General features: G+C 70.4%; 23 protein-coding genes. 6 read left to right on the forward strand and 17 right to left on the reverse strand.

All coding sequences use genetic code 11. From position 1 onward, the window contains the following. Nucleotides 1-4 precede the first annotated feature (4 nt). From atpA to OHS18_RS22720, 11 genes are all read right to left on the reverse strand, one after another. Nucleotides 5-1,645 carry a F0F1 ATP synthase subunit alpha gene (gene atpA, locus OHS18_RS22670; protein ID WP_328449532.1) on the reverse strand — a complete coding sequence of 547 codons (1,641 nt, stop codon included), beginning with the start codon at nucleotides 1,643-1,645 and terminating at the stop codon, nucleotides 5-7. Nucleotides 1,646-1,702: 57 nt separating this feature from the next. Further along, the gene (locus tag OHS18_RS22675; protein ID WP_328449530.1) at nucleotides 1,703-2,527 is read right to left on the reverse strand and encodes a F0F1 ATP synthase subunit delta; all 825 of its coding nucleotides are present in this window, start codon (nucleotides 2,525-2,527) and stop codon (nucleotides 1,703-1,705) included. Between the two features lie 6 nt (nucleotides 2,528-2,533). Next, nucleotides 2,534-3,079 carry a F0F1 ATP synthase subunit B gene (locus OHS18_RS22680; protein WP_442874535.1) on the reverse strand — a complete coding sequence of 182 codons (546 nt, stop codon included), beginning with the start codon at nucleotides 3,077-3,079 and terminating at the stop codon, nucleotides 2,534-2,536. A 44-nt stretch (nucleotides 3,080-3,123) separates the two neighbouring features. After that, on the reverse strand, nucleotides 3,124-3,381 hold the full coding sequence (locus tag OHS18_RS22685) for an ATP F0F1 synthase subunit C (protein ID WP_247057118.1): 258 nt from the start codon (nucleotides 3,379-3,381) through the stop codon (nucleotides 3,124-3,126). A 58-nt stretch (nucleotides 3,382-3,439) separates the two neighbouring features. Next, nucleotides 3,440-4,225, reverse strand: a complete 786-nt coding sequence (gene atpB / locus OHS18_RS22690; RefSeq protein WP_328449527.1) for a F0F1 ATP synthase subunit A — start codon at nucleotides 4,223-4,225, stop codon at nucleotides 3,440-3,442. A 532-nt stretch (nucleotides 4,226-4,757) separates the two neighbouring features. Next, nucleotides 4,758-5,207, reverse strand: a complete 450-nt coding sequence (locus OHS18_RS22695) for a hypothetical protein (protein WP_328449525.1) — start codon at nucleotides 5,205-5,207, stop codon at nucleotides 4,758-4,760. A gap of 49 nt (nucleotides 5,208-5,256) precedes the next feature. Next, the gene (locus tag OHS18_RS22700; protein WP_328618413.1) at nucleotides 5,257-6,414 is read right to left on the reverse strand and encodes a glycosyltransferase family 4 protein; all 1,158 of its coding nucleotides are present in this window, start codon (nucleotides 6,412-6,414) and stop codon (nucleotides 5,257-5,259) included. Between the two features lie 74 nt (nucleotides 6,415-6,488). Then, nucleotides 6,489-7,139, reverse strand: coding sequence for an L-threonylcarbamoyladenylate synthase (locus OHS18_RS22705; protein WP_326944141.1), 651 nt, complete (start codon nucleotides 7,137-7,139; stop codon nucleotides 6,489-6,491). Between the two features lie 76 nt (nucleotides 7,140-7,215). Next, nucleotides 7,216-9,186 carry a M6 family metalloprotease domain-containing protein gene (locus tag OHS18_RS22710; RefSeq protein ID WP_328449517.1) on the reverse strand — a complete coding sequence of 657 codons (1,971 nt, stop codon included), beginning with the start codon at nucleotides 9,184-9,186 and terminating at the stop codon, nucleotides 7,216-7,218. Nucleotides 9,187-9,408: 222 nt separating this feature from the next. Next, complete coding sequence (gene prmC / locus OHS18_RS22715) at nucleotides 9,409-10,275, reverse strand: peptide chain release factor N(5)-glutamine methyltransferase (protein ID WP_328449515.1); 867 nt, start codon at nucleotides 10,273-10,275, stop codon at nucleotides 9,409-9,411. Nucleotides 10,276-10,372: 97 nt separating this feature from the next. After that, nucleotides 10,373-10,723 (reverse strand): MerR family transcriptional regulator, encoded by a 351-nt coding sequence (locus tag OHS18_RS22720; protein ID WP_328618414.1) that lies wholly within the window; start codon nucleotides 10,721-10,723, stop codon nucleotides 10,373-10,375. Between the two features lie 52 nt (nucleotides 10,724-10,775). On the opposite strand from OHS18_RS22720, the gene OHS18_RS22725 reads away from it, so the two are divergent. From OHS18_RS22725 to OHS18_RS22750, 6 genes are all read left to right on the forward strand, one after another. Further along, nucleotides 10,776-11,144 carry an alpha/beta hydrolase gene (locus OHS18_RS22725; RefSeq protein ID WP_328618415.1) on the forward strand — a complete coding sequence of 123 codons (369 nt, stop codon included), beginning with the start codon at nucleotides 10,776-10,778 and terminating at the stop codon, nucleotides 11,142-11,144. Beyond that, entirely contained in the window at nucleotides 11,141-11,929 is a 789-nt protein-coding gene (locus OHS18_RS22730) for an LLM class flavin-dependent oxidoreductase (protein ID WP_328618416.1), read from the forward strand. The genes OHS18_RS22725 and OHS18_RS22730 overlap by 4 nt, the downstream gene beginning before the upstream one ends. Before the next feature lie 33 nt (nucleotides 11,930-11,962). Next, nucleotides 11,963-12,955 carry a glycosyltransferase family 2 protein gene (locus OHS18_RS22735; protein ID WP_328618417.1) on the forward strand — a complete coding sequence of 331 codons (993 nt, stop codon included), beginning with the start codon at nucleotides 11,963-11,965 and terminating at the stop codon, nucleotides 12,953-12,955. After that, entirely contained in the window at nucleotides 12,952-13,383 is a 432-nt protein-coding gene (locus OHS18_RS22740; RefSeq protein ID WP_328618418.1) for a GtrA family protein, read from the forward strand. Before OHS18_RS22735 ends, OHS18_RS22740 begins: the two co-directional genes overlap by 4 nt. An 18-nt stretch (nucleotides 13,384-13,401) precedes the next feature. After that, the gene (wsfD, locus tag OHS18_RS22745) at nucleotides 13,402-14,868 is read left to right on the forward strand and encodes a glycan biosynthesis hexose transferase WsfD (protein WP_328449505.1); all 1,467 of its coding nucleotides are present in this window, start codon (nucleotides 13,402-13,404) and stop codon (nucleotides 14,866-14,868) included. A 78-nt stretch (nucleotides 14,869-14,946) separates the two neighbouring features. Beyond that, nucleotides 14,947-15,396 carry a hypothetical protein gene (locus tag OHS18_RS22750; protein ID WP_328449503.1) on the forward strand — a complete coding sequence of 150 codons (450 nt, stop codon included), beginning with the start codon at nucleotides 14,947-14,949 and terminating at the stop codon, nucleotides 15,394-15,396. Between the two features lie 36 nt (nucleotides 15,397-15,432). On the opposite strand, the gene prfA is transcribed toward OHS18_RS22750, so the two are convergent. The 6 genes from prfA to OHS18_RS22780 all read right to left on the reverse strand — a co-directional run bounded on the left by prfA (nucleotide 15,433) and on the right by OHS18_RS22780 (nucleotide 22,734). After that, complete coding sequence (gene prfA / locus OHS18_RS22755; RefSeq protein ID WP_328449501.1) at nucleotides 15,433-16,503, reverse strand: peptide chain release factor 1; 1,071 nt, start codon at nucleotides 16,501-16,503, stop codon at nucleotides 15,433-15,435. Between the two features lie 79 nt (nucleotides 16,504-16,582). Beyond that, entirely contained in the window at nucleotides 16,583-16,813 is a 231-nt protein-coding gene (rpmE, locus tag OHS18_RS22760) for a 50S ribosomal protein L31 (RefSeq protein ID WP_328449499.1), read from the reverse strand. A gap of 206 nt (nucleotides 16,814-17,019) precedes the next feature. Then, complete coding sequence (gene rho, locus OHS18_RS22765) at nucleotides 17,020-19,056, reverse strand: transcription termination factor Rho (RefSeq protein ID WP_328618419.1); 2,037 nt, start codon at nucleotides 19,054-19,056, stop codon at nucleotides 17,020-17,022. A 410-nt stretch (nucleotides 19,057-19,466) separates the two neighbouring features. Further along, complete coding sequence (gene thrB / locus OHS18_RS22770) at nucleotides 19,467-20,351, reverse strand: homoserine kinase (protein WP_328449494.1); 885 nt, start codon at nucleotides 20,349-20,351, stop codon at nucleotides 19,467-19,469. Then, entirely contained in the window at nucleotides 20,348-21,409 is a 1,062-nt protein-coding gene (thrC, locus tag OHS18_RS22775) for a threonine synthase (RefSeq protein WP_328449492.1), read from the reverse strand. The genes thrB and thrC overlap by 4 nt, the downstream gene beginning before the upstream one ends. Further along, nucleotides 21,406-22,734, reverse strand: a complete 1,329-nt coding sequence (locus tag OHS18_RS22780) for a homoserine dehydrogenase (protein WP_328618420.1) — start codon at nucleotides 22,732-22,734, stop codon at nucleotides 21,406-21,408. Before OHS18_RS22780 ends, thrC begins: the two co-directional genes overlap by 4 nt. Nucleotides 22,735-22,740 lie beyond the last annotated feature (6 nt).

Consider the following 22,740-nt stretch of genomic DNA (forward strand, 5'->3'; position numbering starts at 1 on the left):
CAGCTCACTTCTTCGGGGCGGGCTTGTTGACCTTGACGGTCTCCTGCCCGACCTTGTCGGCGTCCATCGCGTCGGCGTCGGCCCCGACCAGGGCGTTGCCGTCGGAGGTGGTGAACTCCTTCTTGAACTCGTTCACCGCGGCGACCAGCTTGTCGGCGGTCGCGTCCTCGAACTTCCCGGAGTCGCGGATCGCGCCCAGGACGTCGTCGTGCTTGCGGCGGGCCGAGTCGAGGAACTCGTGGTTGAAGCGGCGCACGTCCTCGGTCGGGACCGAGTCGTAGTGGCCGTTCGTGCCCAGCCACACCGTGCAGACCTGCTCCTCGACCGGGATCGGCGAGTACTGCGGCTGCTTGAGCACCTCGTACAGCCGGGCACCGCGCTCGAGCTGCGCCTTGGAGGCGTCGTCGAGGTCCGAGGCGAAGGCGGCGAACGCCTCCAGCTCGCGGTACTGGGACAGGTCGATGCGCAGCGAGCCGGAGACCGACTTCATCGCCTTGACCTGCGCGGCACCACCCACGCGGGAAACCGAGATACCCACGTCGATGGCCGGGCGCTGGCCGGCGTTGAACAGGTCCGACTGGAAGAAGCACTGGCCGTCGGTGATCGAGATGACGTTCGTCGGGATGTAGGCCGACACGTCGTTGGCCTTCGTCTCGATGATCGGCAGCCCGGTCAGCGAGCCGGCGCCCAGCTCGTCCGAGAGCTTCGCGCACCGCTCGAGGAGACGGGAGTGCAAGTAGAAGACGTCGCCGGGGAAGGCTTCGCGGCCCGGCGGGCGACGCAGCAGCAGCGAGATCGCGCGGTACGCGTCAGCCTGCTTGGTCAGGTCGTCGAACACGATGAGGACGTGCTTGCCCTCGAACATCCAGTGCTGGCCGATGGCCGAGCCGGTGTACGGGGCGATCCACTTGAAGCCGGCGGAGTCCGATGCCGGCGCGGCGACGATGGTGGTGTACTCCATCGCGCCCGCGTCCTCGAGGGACTTCTTGACCGCGGCGATCGTGGAGCCCTTCTGGCCGATCGCGACGTAGATGCAGCGGACCTGCTTCTTCTCGTCGCCGGTGTCCCAGTTGGACTTCTGGTTGATGATCGTGTCCACGGCGACGGCGGTCTTGCCCGTCTTGCGGTCACCGATGATCAGCTGGCGCTGGCCGCGCCCGATCGGGGTCATCGCGTCGATGGCGGTGATGCCGGTCTGCAGCGGCTCCGACACCGGCTGGCGCTCGACCACCGAAGCGGCCTTGACCTCCAGCGGACGGCGGTCGACGGTCTCGATGTCGCCGAGGCCGTCGATCGGGGCGCCCAGCGGGTTGACGACACGGCCGAGGTAGCCGTCGCCGACCGGCACCGACAGGACCTGGCCGGTGCGCTTGACCTGCTGGCCCTCTTCGATGCTTTCGAAGTCGCCGAGGATCGCGGCACCGATGGAGCGCGCGTCCAGGTTCAGTGCGACGCCCAGGACGCCGCCGGGGAACTCGAGCAGCTCGTTGGCCATGGCCGAGGGGAGGCCCTCGACGTGGGCGATACCGTCACCCGCGTCGATCACGACGCCAACTTCTTCCCGGCTCACGTCCGGGGCGTAACTCGAGACGTAGTTCTCGATCGCGCTACGGATCTCATCCGAGGAGATCGTCAGCTCGGCCATGTCTTTCCCGCTCTCGCTTCGTTCTTGCCAGTATGCAAAGTCTTGTGTGGCCGGGGACTAGGCCCGGGCCAGCCGCCTGCGCAGGGCAGCGAGCTGACCCGCCGCGCTCCCGTCGATGATCTCGTCGCCGACGCGGACGACGAGCCCGCCGCCGAGACTGGGATCGACCTCGACGTGCAGCGCGATCGACCGCCCGTAGATGGTGTCGAGCTTCGCACCCAGCTGGGCGGTCTGCTCGTCGGTCAGGGGGCTCGCGCTGGTCACGTAGGCGACCGAGCGCTGACGGCGTTCCGCGGCCAGCTTGACCAGCGCGTCGAGCCCGGCGCCGACACCGCGGCCCTTGGCCCGGCGGACGACCTGCTCGACGAGGGTCTCGGTGACCACGTCCACCTTGTCGGCGAACAGCCCGCGCACCAGCGACCGCTTGGCGTCGGCGGGACCGGCCAGGTCCGCCAGGGCGGTCTCGAGCTCCGGGTGGTTGGCCACGACGCGCGAGACCTGGAACAGCTGGGTCTCGACGGCGTCGATGTTGCCGGTCTTCTCGGCGGCGGTGAGCAGCGCGGAGTGACCGAGCGACTCGAGCCCGTCGACCAGCTGACGAGGGCTGGACCAGCGGCTGCCCGCCACGGCGTCGAGCACCTTCAGGGCCGGCTCGGACAGCTTGCCGTCGAACAGCCGGCGCACCAGCGTGGTGCGCGACTCCGGCGTCGCCGAGGCGTCACTCACCGCCCGGCGCAGACCGATCTCCCGGTCCAGCAGGTCGACGACCGAGAGCAGCTCGTCGCCGACCGTGGCCGCGTCGGCTCCCGCGTCGGCCAGAACCTCGCCGAGGCGTTCCTCGGCGAGGCCGAGCGCTTCACGGCTCGCAGCATGCAGCGTCATTCCGGTCTACTTCCCCGCTCCACCAGCGGCACCGGCGGTGTCCAGCTCCGCGAGGAACCGGTCGACGGTGCCACGACGGCGCGCCTCGTCTTCGAGCGACTCGCCGACGATGCGGCTGGCCAGCTCCACGGCGTTGCGGCCCATGTCGGCCCGCAGCTCGGCGATGATCTGCGCCTTCTGGGCCTGCAGCTGAGCCTGGCCCTGGGCGACGATCCGCTGGGACTCCGCCTCGGCGTCGGCCCGCAGTTCCGCCTTGATCTGCTCGGCTTCGAGCCGCGCGTCGTCACGGATCTTCGCGGCCTCGCTCCGGGCTTCCTTCAGCTGCGCCTGGTACTGCGCCAGCGCGGCTTCGGCTTCGGCCTGGGCCTTTTCGGCCTTCTCGATGCCACCCTCGATCTTCTGCGCACGCTCTTCGTACGCGGCCTCGAAGCGAGGGACGACGTACTTCTTGAGGATGAACAGCAGGATCAGGAAGGCGACGATGCCGAGGATCAGCTCCGAGATGTCGGGGATGATCGGGTTGTGCGTCTCGCCTTCAGCGGCGAGGAGCATTGCACTCTTCAGCACGGCGTCTCCTTAAGCGATGAGCTGCTGACTCAGGCGGCGGAGGCGATGAAGTAGATGACGATGCCGATCAGGGCCAGAACCTCGGTCAGCACGAAGGTCGAGAAGCCGATGCCCTGCAGCTTGCCCTGGGCCTCCGGCTGACGCGCGGTGCCGTTGATGACGGCGGCGAAGATCAGACCCACACCGATGCCCGGGCCGATCGCGCCGAGGCCGTAACCGATGGCGGCGAGGCCGGGGTTGATGTTGACGGCGGCTTCGGCGGCCTGGGCCAGAACGATGTTGCTCACGTGCATTTCCCTTCACTTCGGTCCACGCGCTCGCGTGAATCGGGGGCTTGTGTGTTTCTCAGTGCTCCGACGCCAGCGCGGCGCCGATGTACCCGGCCGACAGCAGGGCGAAGATGTAGGCCTGCAGCACCTGGATGAAGGCCTCGAGGAAAGTCATCCCGATGGCGAAGATCCACGCCACCAGCGAAACCGGCTTCAGCGCCCAGCCCGACGTCTCGGTCAGCAGGAAGGTGCCGCCGAGAGTGAACACGGCCAGGATGAGGTGGCCGGCGAACATGGCGGCGAAAACACGGATGGCGAGCGTGAGCGGGTTGAGGAAGAACTTCTCCGCGAACTCGATCAGCGAGAAGAGCGGCAGCACCGCCTTGGGCACGCCCGGCGGTGCGAGTTCCTTCTTGAAGTACCCGGCGAAACCGTGCCGCTTGAAGCCGGCGTAGTGGTAGACCGGGTAGACCACGAGGACCGCCAGCGCGACGGGGAAACCGAAGCGCGCCATGGTCGGGAACTGCAGGACGGGGATGATCCCGTAGAGGTTGTTCACCAGCACGAAGGTGAACAACGAGAAAACGAGCGGCACGTACGGCTTGAAGTCCTTCGAGCCGATCTGCTCGCGCGCGATGTTGTTGCGGCTGAAGTCGTAGATGGACTCAGCGACGAACTGCCCTTTGCTCGGAACGACCTTCAGCTTGCGGGTCGCCAGCAGGAAGTACGCCGCGATGATGACCACCGAGAGCACGACGAGCACCATCGGCTTGGTAACCCCGCCGAACAGCGGCGGCAACTCGAAGCTTCCGGCACCGGGCGGTGCGAACACCGCACCCTCGGCCAATACCAGCGCGCCCACTGGGCTCCTTCCGGTTCTCCCGGCCGGCGTTCACTCCGCCGGGGGAATCGTCACGATCTGGACTTAACGTACCCGATACGCATCGGGACGTCGGAGGCGGCTGCCCCACTGTGCGATGAACACGGCTTCACGTTCTGCACACGGGGTTGTCTCGCGTGAACACTGCCCTGCGGTCTACTTCGGACCAGCGGCGGAAGGCGGAACTACACGGTCGCCACACTGCTGATCGCGGTTCGTCTCAGGAAGCGCGCGGCCGAGGCCGCCACCCTTGACGCGGACCATACCAGCAGGTCAATCAGTGCCGTACACGCGTACTCCATACCCACCGATCAGCCCAGGACTTAGGTCCCGGGTCGACCCGGGACCCAGGTCCGGCGGGGGCCGGGACCCTCCCGGGAACGTCGCAGGCGAGCCGTCCGGGACCCGTTTCGAGAGCCGCGCGAAAGCGCACGCCCGTGACGCCGGTCACACTCAGGTGGCCGCAGGCCGGTTCACCGTGGGTAACGGAACTCCCCGGCAAAACGGACCGGGCTCAGGAGGGGATGATCGTCGGGATCTTGGTCTTGCGGAAGGCGGCGAACTCGGCCGCGGCGGCCAGCAGGATGGCCACGATCATGGTGATGCCGAGCGACATCGGGTGCAGCGCCGTGACGCCCTTCAGCAGCGTCAGCGCGCCGAACAGCAGGACGACCTTGACGACGTACCCGCCGAGCGCGATCACCATGACGAACATCGGGTCCTGGCCGGCGCTGAAGCGCATCATGCCCAGCGTCGAGAGCGACGCCAGCATCGCCAGCGCCCCGCCGACGAGCGAGCCCCAGAAACCCGGCATGCCGTTGAGGATGCTGAAGAGCACGATGCAGACGAGCACCGCCGGCGGGGTCACCAGCAGCGAAGCCTTCGTCATGGCGCGGGCCGCCTGCAGCACCACCTTGGCGTGCGGGTTCTCCTGCGCTTCGGTCGAAGTCTCGGTCTCGCTCACAACTGGCTCCCTGCTCGGTTCAACACCCGAGTGTAGAGACCCCTGCGGACTAGGTACGCGGCTGGTGGCGCGAGCGCAGCCGCGGGATGATCGAGACCCCCACCGCGAACACCAGGCCGACGCCGATGATCCAGAGGGCCGCCGCGTCGTTGAACAGAGTCACCGAGACCGCGCCGAACGCCAGGATGCCGGCCCACAAGTAGATGAGCAGCACGGCCCGGCGCTGGGAGTGGCCGATCTCCAGGAGGCGGTGGTGCAGGTGCATCTTGTCCGCCGCGAACGGGCTTTCGCCGCGGCGGGTGCGGCGGACGACCGCCATGATCAGGTCCAGCAGCGGGACGAACAGCACCGCCGCCACGACCACCAGCGGGGACAGCAGCGCGATCGCGTCCTTGCCGCTGAACTGCGGGTAGGGCACGCGCCCGGACGCCGACGTCGTCGCGCCCGCGAGCATCAGGCCGATCATCATCGAGCCCGAGTCGCCCATGAATATCTTGGCGGGCTGGAAGTTGTACGGCAGGAACCCCAGACACGCGCCGGCGAGGGTGGCCGCGATCAGCGCCGGCGGGTAGGTGCCGACGTCGCCGCCGGAGCTGTCGAGCAGGCCCAGCGAAAACGCGCAGGTGGCCGCCGCCGCGATGAAGCCGAGGCCGCCGGCCAGGCCGTCGAGGCCGTCGACGAAGTTCATCGCGTTGACCATCACGACGACCATCACGACGGTGAGCAGCGCGCCCTGGTTCTTGTCGAGCACCAGCACCGAGCCGAACGACGCGCCGGTGCCGCCCCACGGCACCCAGAACGACACCCACTGCACGCCGAAGATGACCAGGATCCCGGCGCACATCACCTGGCCGGCCAGTTTCGTCCAGGCGTCGAGCTCGAACCGGTCGTCGAGCGCGCCGATCAGCGAGATGACGCCGGCGGCGAGCAGCACGCCGACCGAGTCGAACGAGGCGTCGAAGCCGTGCGACAGCGCGGGCAGCTGGTGGGCCAGGCCCATCGCCGCGGCGACCCCGAGGTAGATGCCGATCCCGCCCATGCGCGGGATCGGCGCGACGTGCACGTCGCGCGCGCGGGGGTTCGCGATCGCGCCGACGCGGATCGCGATCCGGCGCACGACGCCGGTCAGCAGGTAGGTCACGGCCGTCGCGGTCAGCGCGACGAGGATGTATTCCCGGATCGGGAGAAGACCGGATGTGGGCGGCACGGGTGCGTCACGCTCGCGGGGTCGGGGTCACCCGCGACACGCTATCGTGCCGCGCGCGACGCCTTGATCCGGCTTCACGCCAACGATTCCGCGGGGACACCGAGCACCTCCGCGATGGCGTCCTTGCTCACGGCGCCTTCGCGCAGCACCACCGGTTCGGTGCCGGTGAGGTCCACGATGCTCGACGCGACGGCCTCGCCGCTGGAGCCGCCGTCGAGGTACACCGCGACCGAGTCGCCGAGCTGCTCCTGCGCGTCCTGCGCGGTGCTGGCCGGCGGCCGGCCGGAGACGTTCGCGCTCGAGACGGCCATCGGGCCGACGTCGCGCAGCAGCTCCAGCGCCACCGGGTGCAGCGGCATCCGCAGCATCACGGTGCCGCGCGCGTCGCCGAGGTTCCACTGCAGACTCGGCGCGTGGGGCAGCACAATGGACAGATCGCCGGGCCAGAAGGCTTCGATGAGCGCGCGGGCCTGCGGCGGCACGCCGAGAACCAGACCGTCCACAGTGGACCACGAGCCGACGAGCACGCCGACCGGCATGTCGGGGCCGCGGTTCTTCGCGCGCAGCAGGGCCTGGACGGCGCCCGCGTCGAACGCGTCCGCGCCGATGCCGTAGACCGTGTCGGTCGGCAGGACGACCAGCCGGCTCGACCGGACCGCGCCGGCCGCGGCGGCCAGCCCGTCGGCCCGGGAGTCCCGCTTGCTGCAGTCGTAGACCACGCTCATGGCGCCAAGGGTAGCCCCGCGCGCCGGAGGGGCCCGCCGCGGCAGGCCCCTCCGGGTCGTGGTCCCGAGGTGCGCGTCAGAAGCCGAACGCCGTGCAGCTCGCGGTGGCCGTCTTCGACGGGTCGCTCACCGACGTCGCCGTCAGCTTCACCCGGGCGGCCAGGTCACCGCCACTGCGCTTCGCGAAGGCGGGCACCTTCACGAACTGGCCGAACTTCGCCGTCGCCAGCTCGTTCGGCAGCCGCACCTGCCAGCCCTTCGCGTCGGTCGACGCGCTCAGCCGGTAGGTGTCGGTGTCGTACGGCGCCTTCGCGCCCTTCGCCGACCCCGTGTTGACCAGGCCGAAGTCGCAGGTCGCGAGCCCGCCGCGGGCGAACGCCGGCGGCGCCGGGGTCACCGCGGCGCCCCGCGCCTGGCTGCCCGCGCCGTCGAGCGAAGCGACCGTGACGGTGTAGGAGAGCACCCCCTTGCGGTCCCGGGCGAGGTCGGTGACCAGGAACTTCAGCCGGTTCGCCTGGTCGGTGTACTCGTACGGGCTCGCCGCCTCGGTGCCCGCCTTGAACAGCGCGTCGTTGAGCTGGCGGTAGTCACCGATGGTGATCTTCACCGGCGTGCCGTCCGGCTTGGTGTAGTCGGTGATGCCGATGTCCTGCGGGTTGGCGTCGATCACCCAGTCGAACGGCGCGTTGTCCTGGTTCTTCGTCTTGGTGATCATGACTCCGGAGTCCGGCGCGAAGGAGTCCGCGCCCATCCGGTCGACGACCTCGACGGTGTAGTTGTCGTAGCCACCGCCGTCGCAGAACGGGTCCTTGGCGCGGTCGCACTTCGGGCTCTTGTCGCCGCCGGTGAGCTTGATGTTCAGCCCGGTGAACGCACCCGGCTGCGCCTCGGTCTCGCGGGCGGTCAGCCGAGCCGACACCGGGCCGGACGTCGCCAGCTGGTTGCGGTCGAGCTGCAGCACGTCCGCCGGGTCGACGATGCCGAGCTTCAGCTTGTTGCGCAGCTGGTGCTGCGCGCCCATCGAACTGCCCTGCGTGGCCGGGATCTGCCAGCGCGTGTGCGGGCCGCCCGGTCCGTTGAACGTGCCGCGCGACAGCATGTCCCACGGCCCGCTGTAACTGCGGGACGGTGGAACGCCGAACGGGTTGTTGTAGTTGTCGCCGATGCCGAGGATGTGGCTGAACTCGTGGGCGTAGGTCGACTGCCCGGAGCTTTCGGCCTGCACCGAGCTGCCGTTCCCGGCGTTGGGCCAGATGCTGGCGGCCGACGCCCACGACGTCCACGGGACGTACCGGGTGGCGGCGTAGTTCGGCAGGTCGTGGTTCGGCGGGCCGAACGCGTCCGGGACGTTCTCCTTGGTGCCGAACTTCATCTCGCCGAACTCCTGCCAGGTCGAGCTTTCGTCCTGGCCGGCGGAAAGGTAGAAGACGAAGTCGAACTGGTTCGCGGCGTCGCCGACGTCGGCGCGCCAGGCGTTCCCGGCGTCCGCGCGGATGTCGCGGTCGCAGTTCGCGCTCGGCGGGCACGCGCCCGGCTGGAACTCCATGCCGTACTCGTAGGACTTGCCGGGCATCCGGTACGGGCCGAACGCCGTCAGCTGGACGCCGAGGCGGCCGCCGGAGTCCTCCATCCAGTACTCGTTGATGGTGTGCCCGTTGTTGAGGGCTTCGGGTTTGTTGAGGAAGTCCTGGTAGTACTGCGCGACGTTCGCCCGCGGGATGTTCGCGGCGGCGGGCCCGGGGTTGCCGAACACGGTCGACTTCGGCGGCTGCGTGACGACGAAGTCCTGGTCGGGGTAGTCGGCGAGGACGACGGCGCCCTTGAAGACGCGCTGCGTCGGCTTCAGGGCGGGGTCGGCCCAGTTCGTCCCGGGCACCTTGCGGTAGTCGGACCACGTCATGTGGTCCTGGTTCTCCCAGTGCGCGGCGTCGATCGGGGCGGGCCAGCCACGGGTGAGCGGTTCGGCGGCCGCGGTCCCGGCACCGAGCCCGGACAGGACCGTGACGGCGGCGAGCAGGGCGAGCGCTTTCGGGGTTCTGGCGCGCATCTGCGGCTCCTTCACTGGAAACCGGCGGTTTCCCGTGATCGACCGTATTGAGCCGCGCTGTCCCGGTTCTGCCCCGGAGCGAGGGTTTACCCGCTTGCCCCACGACGAAAGTCTGGCCGGTTTGTCAGGAGTACTCCGGCACTGTGGACAAGTCCGCCCGCGCGCCAGGCGAGCGGCACAGAACTGTCGGTGCCTGCCGGTAGCGTGGAAAACGGGGGCTGCTCAGCCCAGCCGCTTCGCTGTGACGAAGCGCGCGCGGCCCGTCAGGTCGTTGTGGCCCTCGACGGCCGTCAGCACCCGGCGCGCCCGGACCAGCGCCGGGACCGCCGAGCCGTGGGTGTCGTCGTGTTCGATGGCCAAGCCGCCGCCCGGGCGCAGCAGGCGGGCGCCCGCCGCGATCGCGTGGCGGATCACCGCCAGACCGCTCTCCTCGGCGAACACCGCGCGCGGCGGGTCGTGCTCGGCGACCTCCGGCGGCACCGGGGTGCCGTCCGGGACGTACGGCGGGTTGCACAGCACCAGGTCGACCAGGCCGTCGAGCTCGGCGAACATCGTCGGGTCGGCGATGTCGCCGGAGTAGAGCCGGATCGGGGTGTTGCCGGCGTCGGCGTGGACGTCCGCGTTGTGCCGCGCCCAGGCCAGCGCCTGCGGGTCGACGTCCACCGCGTAGACGACCGCGTCCGGGCGCGCGTGCGCGACGCCGAGGGCGAGCGCGCCGGAGCCGGTGCACAGGTCGACCACGACCGGGAACTCCCGGCCCTGCAAGAACTTGACGCCCCACTCGAGCAGCAGCTCGGTCTCCGGCCGCGGCACGAACACGCCGGCCCCGACCGCGACGGTGATGTCACCCAGCGCGGCCCAGCCGGTCAGGTACTGCAGCGGGATCCGCTTCGCGCGTTGCTGGACGAGCTGGCCGATGGCCTCGATGACGGGCGGATCGACCAGGGGCACCATCGGCAGCCGGCCGCGTTCGACCCCGAGCACGTGCGCGGCGATCACCTCGGCGTCGAACCGCGGCGAAGCCACGCCCGCCCGCTCGAGAATGCGGGTGGCCTCGATGATGGCCAGGCGCAGCGGCTGCCGATTCACTCGTCGTCCTTCACCTCGTCAAGCCTGGCACACCAGGCGGAACTCCCCTGTCAGGACACGCGCCGGTCCTCCGCCGTCCAGCGTATCGAGCGAGCGGTCAGCCGCCCTCTTCGGTCAGGTACCCGGCCAAGGCGCTGCGACGGCGCTGGAGCGTCCCGATCCGGTCGTCCATCGCCGTCAGCTCGCGGTGCAGCAGCCGCGCCAGCTCCGGGCAGAGGTCGAGGTGGGCGTCCTCACCGCTCGCGCACTGCAGCGCCGACGCGATCACCTCCGTGGTCAGCCCGGCCCCGAGGAGCCGGCGGATCTGCCGGACGCGGACGACGGCGTCCTCGCCGTAACACCGGTAGCCGTTGCGGTCGCGCGACGCCGCCAGCAGACCCTGTTCCTCGTAGTAGCGCAGCAACCGCGTGCTGACGCCCGTCCGTCCCGCGAGTTCACCGATCCGCATCCGTCCCCCGGACTTGACCTTCACACTGGTGTGAAGACCTAACGTCGCCGGCATGACCGAACATTTCCACCGCGTCGTCCGCGGCACCGGCCCGGGCCTGCTGCTCGCCCACGGCGGGGGCGGCAGCGTCGAGGGCAACTCGCCGACGAGCTGGTCGCGATCGGCGCCGGTCTGGAGCGGTTCGCGGTCCTCGGCTACTCGCTGGGGTACGGCCGTCGCGGTCCGCGCCACCACGCGGCACCCCGATCGTGTCACCGGTCTGGTCCTGACCAGCGGTTTCGCCCGGCTCGACAACTCGCGAAGTCCCTCACGCCGGTCGCGAGCGGCCGCGACCAGCTCGAAAGCCCCGACACCCGGGCAGCTCGAGACGGCCGTCGACCAGCTCGCCGCGATCGAAAAGTTCCTCGGGAGGCTGTCGTGAACCTCGAAGTCGTACTGCCGAACGAACACCCGGACCTGCCGCCCGAACGCCCCGCCGAGCTGGCGCGGCTCGCCGAAGAGCTCGGCTGTCGCACGGCGTGGCTGCCCGACCACCTGATCCCGCCCGGCGCGTTCGGCGACGTCTTCGGCGGGGTCTACGAGCCGCTCGTCACCCTCGCCCACATCACCGCGCTGACCAGCCGGATCCGGCTCGGGACGTCGGTGCTGATCGTGCCGCTACGGGAGCCGTTCGCGCTGGCCAAGCAGGTCGCGACCCTCGATGCGCTGTCCGGGCACCGGTTCGACCTCGGCGTCGGCACCGGCTGGAACAAGCCCGAGTTCGCCGAGGTCGGGGCCGATTTCGCCGGGCGGGGGAAGCGCACCGACACCACCCTCGACCTGCTCGCGGAGCTGTTCCGGACCGGCCGCGGCCCGGGCGGCGGGTACTTCGAGCCGCGGCCGGCGGGCCCGGTGCCGATCACCGTCGGCGGCAACTCCACGATCGCGCTGCGGCGCGCCGCCCGCGTCGGTTCGGCGTGGCAGAGCGCCGGGCTGTCCCCCGCCGAGTTCGGCGAGCGGGCCGGGAAACTCGCGGACCTGGCCGCCGGCCGCGACGTGCGGGCCACTGCCCGGATGGAGTGGGACGGGACCGATCTCGGCGCCGCCGTCGCGCGGTTCCGGGCGTATATCCTGGCCGGGGCGGACGCGGTGGCCGTCCACTTCGGCCCGGCCGAGGGCTTCGACCGGCGGATGACCGCGTTCGCCGAGGCCGTCGCCGGTCCCTAGGATGCCCGAGACGCCGAACCCCCGGGAGCGCCAGTGCCGACAGAGCCGACCACGCGCCGCCGGGTCGCGTTCATCTTCCCGATCTACAACGAGGAAGGGAACATCGAGCTGCTGCAGCGCACGGTCGACGAGGTCACCGCGCCGCTGGCCGGGAAGTACGACTTCAGCTTCATCTACGTCGACGACGGCAGCAAGGACGGCTCGCTGGCGGCGCTCACCGAGCTGAGCGCCCGCGACGGCCGGATCACGGTCATCGAGCTGTCCCGCAACTTCGGCCACCAGATGGCCGTCACCGCCGGGCTCGACCTGGTCGACGCGGACGCCGCGATCATCATGGACAGCGACCTGCAGGACCCGCCGCGGGTGGCGCTGGAGCTCATCGAGAAGTGGGAAGAGGGCTTCGACGTCGTCTACGCGCAGCGGCGCTCGCGCCAGGACTCGCCGTTCAAGCGGCTCACCGCGAGCGCGTTCTACTGGTTCCTCGGCAAGATGGCCGCGGTCGACATCCCGAAGAACACCGGCGACTTCCGGCTGGTCGACCGCAAGGTCGTCGACGAGCTGCGCAAGTACCGCGAGCGCGACCGGTTCCTGCGCGGCCTGGTCAGCTACGTCGGGTTCAAGCAGACGGCGGTGCTGTTCGACCGCGACAAGCGGCACACCGGCGCCACCGGCTACCCGCTGACGAAGATGATGCGGTTCGCCGCCGACGGCATCGTCGGGTTCTCGACCACGCCGCTGCGGATGATCACGCGGATGGGGTACCTGTTCTCGCTGCTGAGCTTCCTCGGCGTGCTCTACGTCATCGGCGTCAAGCTGTTCGCGCCGGAGACCGCCGTGCCCGGCTGGGCGTTCATCACCATCGCGATGTTCTTCCTCGGCGGTATCCAGATCATCATGCTGGGCGTGCTCGGCAGCTACATCGGCCGGACGTACTCGCAGGTGCAGAACCGGCCGCTGTACAGCGTCGCATCGGTGCGGACGGGCGCGAACGAGACCGCCGGGGACAGCCGGAGCGGCGTCCGATGAGGCTCGTCACGGCCACGCAGGTCCGCTTCGGCATCGTCGGGATCGGCAACACGCTGGTCGACGTCCTCGGGTACGCGCTGCTGGCCACGCTCGGCGTGCCGACCTTCGTGGCGAACTTCGTCTCCACGACCGTCGGCATGCTGCTGTCGTTCACGCTGAACCGGAACTTCACCTTCCGGGCGAAGGACGGCGACGTCCGCCGCCAGGCGCTGCTGTTCTTCGTGGTCACCGCGTTCGGGCTCTGGGTGGTGCAGTTCCTCGTCATCACGCTGGTGAACCACCTGTTCCCGGGGATCAACCTGCTGGTGCCCAAGGGCGCCGCGATCGTCGTCGGGCTGTTCTGGAACTACCTGCTCTACCACTACGTCGTGTTCCGCCACCGGCCGGTGACGCCGCTACCCGGTGCGGCACCCGCCGACTCAGCGTGATCTCGTACGCTGGTCCGAGTGCGATCCCGTGAACTGCGCTTCGGCCTGGGCGTCTTCGTCCTCTCCCTGGGCGTCCTGCTGCTCCGGTTCCTCGTGCCGAGGCCGGTCGGAATGGCCGACAACGGCGACGGCTGGCGCCTGCTGTGCGACCTCGGCGGCCGGCACCCCGAGCTGAAGAGCGAGTTCTACGTCCACTTCAGCTACGGGCCGGGTTCGGCCTGCAAGAGCGACTACATCTCGAGCCAGGCGTGGCTCGACTGGTTCGCGAGCAAGCTCGGGCACGTGCTCGGCTCGTCGGCCGAGCTGAACCTGCTGGTGCTGGGCGCGATCACGTGCGTGCTCGTCGCCGCCGGCGTCGCGGCCACCGTGCTGGGCCTGGACCTGAGCCGCCGCAACCGCGTCATCGCCGCCGTCCTGCTGCTGCTCGTGATGGCCGACTCGGCGTTCTTCGGCTACTTCGCCTCGGTGCTCAGCGAAGGCGCCGGGTTCGTCGGCATGCTGCTCATGGCGGGCGGCCTCCTGCTGATGCACCGCACGGGCGCGTGGCGTTATTGGGGCGCGGCGCTGACCGTGGTGGGCGCGCTGATCGGGATCAACGCGAAGTCGCAGACGCTGCTGCTGATCCCGCTGTTCGTGCTCGCGCTGGCGCTGGTCCGGCCGCTCGGCGCGCGCGGCCGCACGCGCTGGCTGCTGCCGCTGGGCGTGCTGGTGATCGTCGGCGCCGGCACGGCGATGGTGCAGTCGAAGGGCGACCCGGCGAACGCCGAGTACCGCGAAGCCAACATGTTCCACGTGGTGTTCGACAGCATCGTGGACGGCAAGCACGACACCGACGCCGACCTGACCGCGCTGGGCCTCCCGCCGGACGCCAGGAAGTTCATCGGCAAGGGCTGGTGGGAAGCGAGCCCCTGGACGGACCCGGGCTACAACACCTACCGCGACAAGATCAGCCGCCGCAACGTCGTGCAGTACTACGCGTCGCACCCGGAGCGCACGCTGCAGATCCTCCAGCAGGGCGCGGTCGACACGCTCACCGCCCGCCCCGCGCGCCTGGGCAGCTTCGCCGAGTCGGCCGGCTTCCCGCAGATGGCCCAGGAGTACCGGGTGCCGGTGTTCTCCGGGCTGTCCGCGCTGGCCGCGCCGCTGGGCCTGTTCCTGCTGATCCCGTTCTGGCTGCTGACGGCGTGGCTGGGCATCCGCGCGTTCCGCCGGCACCGGCGTGAGTTCGGGATCGTGGTGTTCTTCCTGCTGCTGTTCGGGATCGGCCAGTTCGGCCTGTCCGCGCTCGGCGAAGGCGTCGAAGGCGTGAAGCACCAGCTGCTGACGCTGTTCCCGACGTTCCTGGCCGCGGTGTTCGCGGTGCTGAGCCTGCTGCCGCGGCCGTCCCGGGCCGTGCCGGAAGACGCCGGGGAAGAGCCGGAGTCCGAGGCCATGACCGAGGTCTTCGACGCCTTCCGGGAGCCGGAGAAGCCCGCCGTCCGCTAAACCGTTCCGGCCTCCCGGGCGTGGGGAAGGCGGTGGTCCGGGAGCAGCCCGGACACCGCTTACCTGTGGGAGGCAAGTGTGCGGTCAGCAGTACGGAAGTTCGCCGTCGTCGCGGGAGTCGTGGCGGCTGGGATCGTCGTGGCACCCGCCGCGCACGCGACCACCGCGGCCAAGCCGGTGCCGGTGTGCCCGGGTACCGAACTCCACAAGGAGGGCTTGCCCAAGCCGCTGAAGAACCAGCTCGGCGAGCAGGCCGGCACCCTGCGCCTGTGGTACTCCAGCGCGAACGGCGGCACCAACTGCGCGAAGGTCACCAGCGACGGGAACAACCCGAGGTCCATGTCGGTCAGCATCCGGACGGAGACTTCCGCCACGGTCACCGACTCCGGCCCTTACTCGACCTACGCGGGCGGGGTCGTGCTGACCGGGACCAACGGCCACTGCATCTACCTGTCCGGCAACCTCTCGCTGGGCAACGGCACGGTCAACCAGTTCCGCGCCTCGGCCGGACCGGTTGCCTGCGGCTGACGTGACGAGCCCGCCGTCCGATGCGGGCGGCGGGCGTCAGCCGGACTGCGAGGCCAGTCGCTCTTCGCGGTCCGCGGTCGCCAGGGCGTCCAGGACACCGTCCAGGTCGCCGTCCAGGACCTGGTCCAGGTTGTACGACTTGTAGTTCACCCGGTGGTCCGAAATGCGGTTCTCCGGGAAGTTGTACGTGCGGATGCGCTCCGACCGGTCGACCGTGCGGACCTGGGAGCGGCGGGCGTCGGACGCCTTGGCCGCGGCCTCCTCCTCGGCGACCGCCTGGAGGCGGGCCTGCAGGACCTGCAGCGCGCGGGCGCGGTTCTGGATCTGCGACTTCTCGTTCTGGCACGAGACGACGATGCCGGTCGGCAGGTGGGTGATCCGCACCGCCGAGTCGGTCGTGTTGACGCTCTGGCCGCCCGGGCCCGACGAGCGGAAGACGTCGATGCGCAGGTCGTTCGGGTCGATCTCGACCTCGACCTCTTCGGGCTCCGGGTAGATCAGCACCCCGGACGCCGACGTGTGGATCCGGCCCTGCGACTCGGTCGCCGGCACGCGCTGGACGCGGTGCACGCCGCCCTCGAACTTCAGGCGGGACCAGACGCCGTCGACGACCGCCGACTTCGTCTTGATCGAGAGCGTGACGTCCTTGAAGCCGCCCAGGTCGGAGTCGACCGAGTCGAGCACCTCGGCCTTCCAGCCGTGCCGCTCCGCGTAACGCAGGTACATCCGCAGCAGGTCGCCGGCGAACAGCGCCGACTCCTCGCCGCCTTCACCGGACTTGATCTCCATCACGACGTCGGAGCCGTCGTACGGGTCGCGCGGCAGCAGCAGCTCGGTGAGCTTCGACTCCAGCTCGGGGATCCCGGCGGCCAGCTCCTCGGCCTCCGCGGCGAACCCGGAGTCCTCCGCCGCCAGCTCCCGCGCGGCCACGAGGTCTTCGCGGGCGGAGTCGAGCGAGTGGACGGCGCGCACCACGGGCGTCAGCTCGGCGTAGCGGCGGCCGAGCTTGCGGGCGCGCGCCTGGTCGGCGTGCACCGCCGGGTCCGCGAGCTGGGTCTCCAGCTCCGCGTGTTCGGCGAGCAGCCCCTTGAGCGAGCTCGAATCCACCTCTGCCACCTCTCAGCTCGGTTTTCCGGACAACGAAACGGCGCCCACCCGAACGTGCGGGTGGGCGCCGTCGACCAAGCTACTTGGCTTCGGCGTCCTTCTTCTGACGCTTGCCGTAGCGAGCCTCGAAGCGCGCGACGCGGCCACCGGTGTCCATGATCTTCTGCTTGCCCGTGTAGAACGGGTGGCAGTTGGAGCAGATCTCGACGTGGATGGAGCCGCTGGTCTTCGTGCTGCGCGTGGTGAAGGTGTTACCGCAGTCGCAGTCGACGTTCGTGACCACGTACTCGGGGTGAATACCGCTCTTCATGGTGTCCTCTCTCGTTGGCTCCGGGTCCCCAGTCTTCGAGCGGGGTGAACCGGCGCCGGACTTCAGCGGGTAATTCTGCCAGACAGGCTGACAGGTACTTGAACAGACCCCGTTGACCTGGTATTCCCGCCCCGGAACGCCGTGAAGGCCCCCTTCCCGGCCACAAGAGCCGGTAAGGGGGCCTTCACGGACTTACGACCGGAACTTCAGTCGTCCTCGTTGCCGCCGAGGGCGGTCTTCGAGACCTGCATGAGGAACTCGGTGTTCGTCTTCGTCTTGCGCAGCCGCGAGATCAGCAGGTCGATGGCCTGCTGCGAGTCGAGCGCGTGCAGCACCCGGCTCAGCTTCACGGTCACGGCCAGCTCGTCCGGGTTGAGCAGCAGCTCGTCCTTACGAGTACCCGACGGGTTGACGTCGACGGCCGGGAACACGCGGCGCTCGGCGATCTTGCGGTCGAGCTTGAGCTCCGCGTTACCGGTGCCCTTGAACTCTTCGAAGATGACCGTGTCCATCGTCGACCCGGTCTCCACCATCGCCGTGGCGAAGATGGTCAGCGAACCGCCGTTCTCGATGTTGCGCGCCGCGCCGAGGAACCGCTTCGGCGGGTAGAGCGCGGTCGAGTCGACACCACCGGACAGGATCCGGCCGGACGCCGGGGCCGCCAGGTTGTACGCGCGGCCGAGCCGCGTGATCGAGTCGAGCAGCACGACGACGTCGTGGCCCATCTCGACCAGGCGCTTGGCCCGCTCGATGGACAGCTCCGCGACCGAGGTGTGGTCCGCCGGCGGCCGGTCGAAGGTGGAGGCGATGACCTCACCCTTCACCGAGCGCTGCATGTCCGTGACCTCTTCCGGACGCTCGTCCACGAGGACGACCATCAGGTGGCACTCGGGGTTGTTCGTCGAGATCGCGTTCGCGATGTCCTGCATGATCGTGGTCTTACCGGCCTTCGGCGGTGACACGATCAGGGCACGCTGCCCCTTGCCGACCGGCATGATCAGGTCGATCACACGGGTCGTGAGCTTGTGCGACTCGGTCTCGAGGCGCAGCCGCTCGTTCGGGTACAGCGGGGTCAGCTTGGTGAAGTCGGGACGCCGCTTGGCCTCGTCCGGCTCCAGGCCGTTGATCGAGTCGACGCGCACCAGCGGGTTGAACTTCTGCCGCTGCTGCTCGCCGTCACGCGGCTGGCGCACGACGCCGGTGATGGCGTCACCACGGCGCAGGCCGTACTTGCGGACCAGCGAAAGCGAGACGTACACGTCGTTCGGGCCGGCGAGGTAACCCGACGTCCGGACGAACGCGTAGTTGTCGAGCACGTCCAGGATGCCCGCGACGGGCAGCAGGACGTCGTCCTCGCGGATCTCGGTGTCCGGCGAGCCGCCGACCTCGCGCTGGCCGCCACCACTGCCGCGACGGCGACGGTCGCGGAAGCGACGGCCGCGACGGCCGCCTTCCTCGTCGTCGTCCTGCGGCTGCTGGGCGCGGTTGTCGCGGTTGTCACGGTTGTCCTGACCGCCGCGGCTGCCACCGTCCTGCTGGTTGCGCTGACGGTTGCCGTCCTGGCCCTGCCGGTTGTCGTTCCGGTTGCCCTGACGCTGCTCGCGCTGACCGCCCTGCTGGCGGTCGCCACCCTGCTGCCGGTCGCCGCCACCCTGACGCTCACCCTGCTGGCGGTCGCCGCCGTTCTGGCGGTCACCACCCTGCTGGCGGTCGTTCTGGCGGTCGCCGCTCTGGCTCTCGGGCGCACCGGCGGCGCGGTTCGAACCGCGGCGACGCCGGCTGCGGCCGCCCTCCTCGGGCGCGCCGTCCTGGCCCTGCTGGCCGTCCTGCTTGTCCTGCTGCGGGCGCTCGGCCTGCGGCTGGGTGTCCGCGACGGGCGCAGCCGGCGCCTCGACGGACGCCTCCGGGACCACGGCCTTCTTCGGCTCCGGCTTGGTCGCCGGGGCCTCGGCCTTGGGCTCGTTCTTCGGGGCCGCCTTGGGCGCATCGCCGAGGCCGTCCAGAGGCAGGGTCTCGGCAGCCGCACGCTTGCGAGACTTGCCCTGACGCTCACGGATCGCGGCGATCAGATCGCCCTTGCGCATACCCGTCGTCTCACCGACGCCGAGCTCCCCAGCCAGCGAACGCAGTTCGGCCACAGTCTTGCCGGTCAACCCGCCGACCGTCTTCTTGGGAGCGGGGGCCGTGCCGTTCGACTCTGCGGCGCCGTTACCCACGTCGCTCAAAAGATCGGTGTTGCTCACACATGTCCTTCCTGACCGATCCACGCCTCCAGGCGGATCAGCGGACTGCCGCTCGCTTCTGATCGCGAACCGGCGTAACTGCCCCCCGATACGGGAGATGAGCTCTTCGGCCGTGCGAAACACAGCTGGAGCGCCTCCACCACAGGGGTTTGCGTCCTCCATTCGGAGGATGCGGAATCCGACACCGCCGAGACCGGAAACCCGCCTGCGTCCCTCCGCGTTACCCCGCTTGCCAGGCGGTGCGGATCTGGCGGATCGACGAAGGATGCGATCCGGGAAACTCCCCTGGACCGGCATCGGGTGCGGAAACGCACGGTGATCGAACGCCCCCGAGGGTAGACCGCGCCGGTGCCGGGTGCAACAACCACCCCCCGCGTGGCGGCCCCCACCGCAGGCACGTGACCCAGCCTTTACTGAGCCGCAACCTGCACACCCGCGAGATCCGCGGGCAGCTCGTAGACGTCGAAACCCTCAACACCGGCCCCTGGCGGCAATATTCCCGTCGTGGTCAGCGCGAGCACCGTCGGGCCCGCGCCGGAGATCGCCGCGGCCACGCCTTGTGCACGGAGCGTGTCCACCAGTCCGGTGCTCGCCGGGTACGCGGGCGCCCGGTAGTGCTGGTGCAGGCGGTCTTCGGTGGCCGCCAGCAGCAGCTCCGGTTTCGCCGTGAGCGCGTGCACGGCGAGCGCGGCGCGGCCCGCGTTGTGCGCGGCGTCGCGGTGCGGCACGGACGCCGGCAGCAGGCCGCGGGTGGTCGCGGTGGCCGAGCGGACCGCCGGGACCGCGACGACCGGCCGGATCGAGGCGTGCGGGGTCAGCCGCTCGGCGCGGAACTCCGCGCCTTCGCACCAGGCCAGCACGAGGCCGCCGAACAGGCTCGCCGCGGCGTTGTCCGCGTGGCCCTCGAAGCCCGCCGCCAGCTGCAGCGCGTCGAATTCGTCGATCTCCCGGTCCGCCAACGCGTACCCCGCCGCGACGCCGGAAACCACCGCGGCCGCCGACGACCCGAGCCCGCGCGCGTGCGGGATCGCGTTGAAGCAGCGAAGGTGCAGGCCGGGCGGGTCGACGCCGAGGTGCGCGCAGGTCCGCCGGATCGCCCGCACCACGAGATGGGTCTCGTCGGTGGGCACGTCGGCGACACCGCCCGCGCCCGCGTCGATCACCTCGACCTTGAGGCCTCCGTCGGTGACCTGCACCTCGACGACGTCGTAGAGCGCCAGCGCCAGGCCGAACGCGTCGAAGCCCGGGCCCAGGTTCGCCGTGGACGCCGGGACGGTCACGCGGAACCCGCTCATCGCAGGTCCAGCGCCGCCGCGACCGCCGAGGGGTCCACCGCCAGCGGTTCGACCTCGACGTTGCCCGCCAGCGCCGTCTGCGGGTCCTTCAGGCCGTGGCCGGTGACGGTGCAGACGACCGTGGCGCCCTTCGGCAGCCGGCCGTCGGCGGCCGTCGCGAGCAGGCCGGCCACGCTGGTGGCCGACGCCGGCTCGACGAACACGCCTTCACGCCCGGCGAGCAGCCGGTACGCCTCGAGGATCTTCTCGTCGGTGACCGCTTCGAACAGCCCGTGGGACTCGTCCTTCGCCTTGACCGCGGCGCTCCACGACGCCGGGCTGCCGATCCGGATCGCGGTGGCGATCGTGTCCGGGTCGCGCACCGGTTCGCCCAGCACCAGCGGCGCGGCGCCGGCCGCCTGGAAGCCGAACATCCGCGGGGTGTTCTTCACCACACCGTCGGCCGCGTACTCCGAATACCCCGCCCAGTAGGCGGTGATGTTGCCGGCGTTGCCGACCGGCAGGCAGTGGATGTCCGGTGCCCGGCCGAGCGCGTCGCAGACCTCGAACGCGGCGGTCTTCTGGCCGGCGATGCGCACCGGGTTCACCGAGTTGACGAGCGTGACCGGGTAGTCGGCCGCAGTCTTGCGGGCCAGCTCGAGGCAGTCGTCGAAGTTGCCGTCGACCTGCAGGATCCGCGCGCCGTGCAGCACGGCCTGGGCGAGCTTGCCCATCGCGATCTTGCCTTGCGGCACCAGCACCGCGCAGGTGAGCCCGGCGCGCACGGCGTAGGCGGCGGCCGAGGCCGAGGTGTTGCCGGTCGACGCGCAGATCACCGCCTTGAGCCCGCTGGCGAGCGCGTGCGTGATGGCCACGGTCATGCCGCGGTCCTTGAACGAGCCGGTCGGGTTGACGCCCTCGACCTTGAGGTGGACGTCGCAGCCGGTCAGCTCGGACAGGTAGCGGGCGGGCAGCAGCGGGGTGTTGCCCTCCCCGAGCGTGATCACCCGCGCGCCGTCGGGGACCGGGACGCGGTCCCGGTACGCCTCGATGATGCCGGGCCAGGCCTGGATACTCATGCGTCTTCGCCTTCCACCCGCATCACACTGACAACCTGGTGGACGACGTCGAGCCGCCCGATCTCGTCCACAGTGGACCGCAGGGCCGCGTCGGGGGCCTGGTGCGTGACGACGACCAGGCTCGCGCGGTCGGCGACGTGGAGCTGGCGGACCGCCGCGATGCTCACGCCGTGGGCGGCGAACGCCTGCGCCACCTGGGCGAGCACCCCGGCGCGGTCGGCCACGGAAAGGCTTACGTGGTACCGGGTCGGGGTCTGGCCCATCGGCCGCACCGGCAGCGCCGCGTACGCCGACTCGCGCGGGCCGCGGCCGCCGGCCACCTGGTTGCGGGCCACGGCGACCAGGTCGCCGAGCACCGCGCTCGCCGTCGGCGCGCCGCCCGCGCCCTGACCGTAGAACATCAGCTCGCCGGCGGCGTCGGCCTCGACGTAGACCGCGTTGAACGCGCCGTTGACGCCGGCCAGCTGGTGGCTGCGCGGGATCATCACCGGGTGCACGCGGGCGGACACCGACTCGACGCCGTCGTCGTCGGTCACCCGTTCGCAGATGGCGAGGAGCTTGACCGTGCGGCCGAGCACGCGGGCCGCGCCGAGGTCGGCGGCGGTGACGTCGGCGATGCCCTCGCGGTGCACGTCCGAGGCCGTCACGCGGGTGTGGAAGGCGAGCGAGGCGAGGATCGCGGCCTTGGACGCGGCGTCGTAGCCGTCGACGTCGGCGGTCGGGTCGGCCTCGGCGTACCCGAGCCGGCTGGCCTCGTCGAGCGTCTCGGCGTAGCCGGCGCCGGTCGAGTCCATCGCGGACAGGATGTAGTTCGTGGTGCCGTTGACGATGCCCATCACGCGGGTGATCCGGTCGCCCGCCAGCGACTCGCGCAGCGGGCGCAGCAGCGGGATGGCCCCGGCCACGGCGGCCTCGAAGTAGAGGTCGACGCCGGCGGCGTCGGCCGCCTCGAACAGGTCGGCGGAATGCTCGGCGAGCAGCGCCTTGTTCGCGGTGACCACGGACTTCCCGGCCTTCAGCGCGGCGAGCAGCCAGCTGCGCACCGGCTCGATGCCGCCGACGAGCTCGACCACGACGTCGACGTCGTCGGAGGTCACGAGCTTCTCGGCGTCGGCGGTCAGCAGCTCCGGCGGCAGCTCGGGGTGCTTGTCCGGGCGGCGGACCGCGATGCCGGCCAGCTCGACCGGCGCGCCCGCCCGGGCGGCCAGCTCCCCGGCCTGCTCGGTGAGCAACCGGGCGACCTCGCCGCCCACGGTCCCGCAGCCGAGCAGGGCGACCCTGATCGCCCGTTTCGGAGTGTCGCTGCGTTCAGCAGAAGCAGACACGGTTTC

This window comes from Amycolatopsis sp. NBC_00355 (assembly GCF_036104975.1).
Lineage (GTDB): Bacteria > Actinomycetota > Actinomycetes > Mycobacteriales > Pseudonocardiaceae > Amycolatopsis.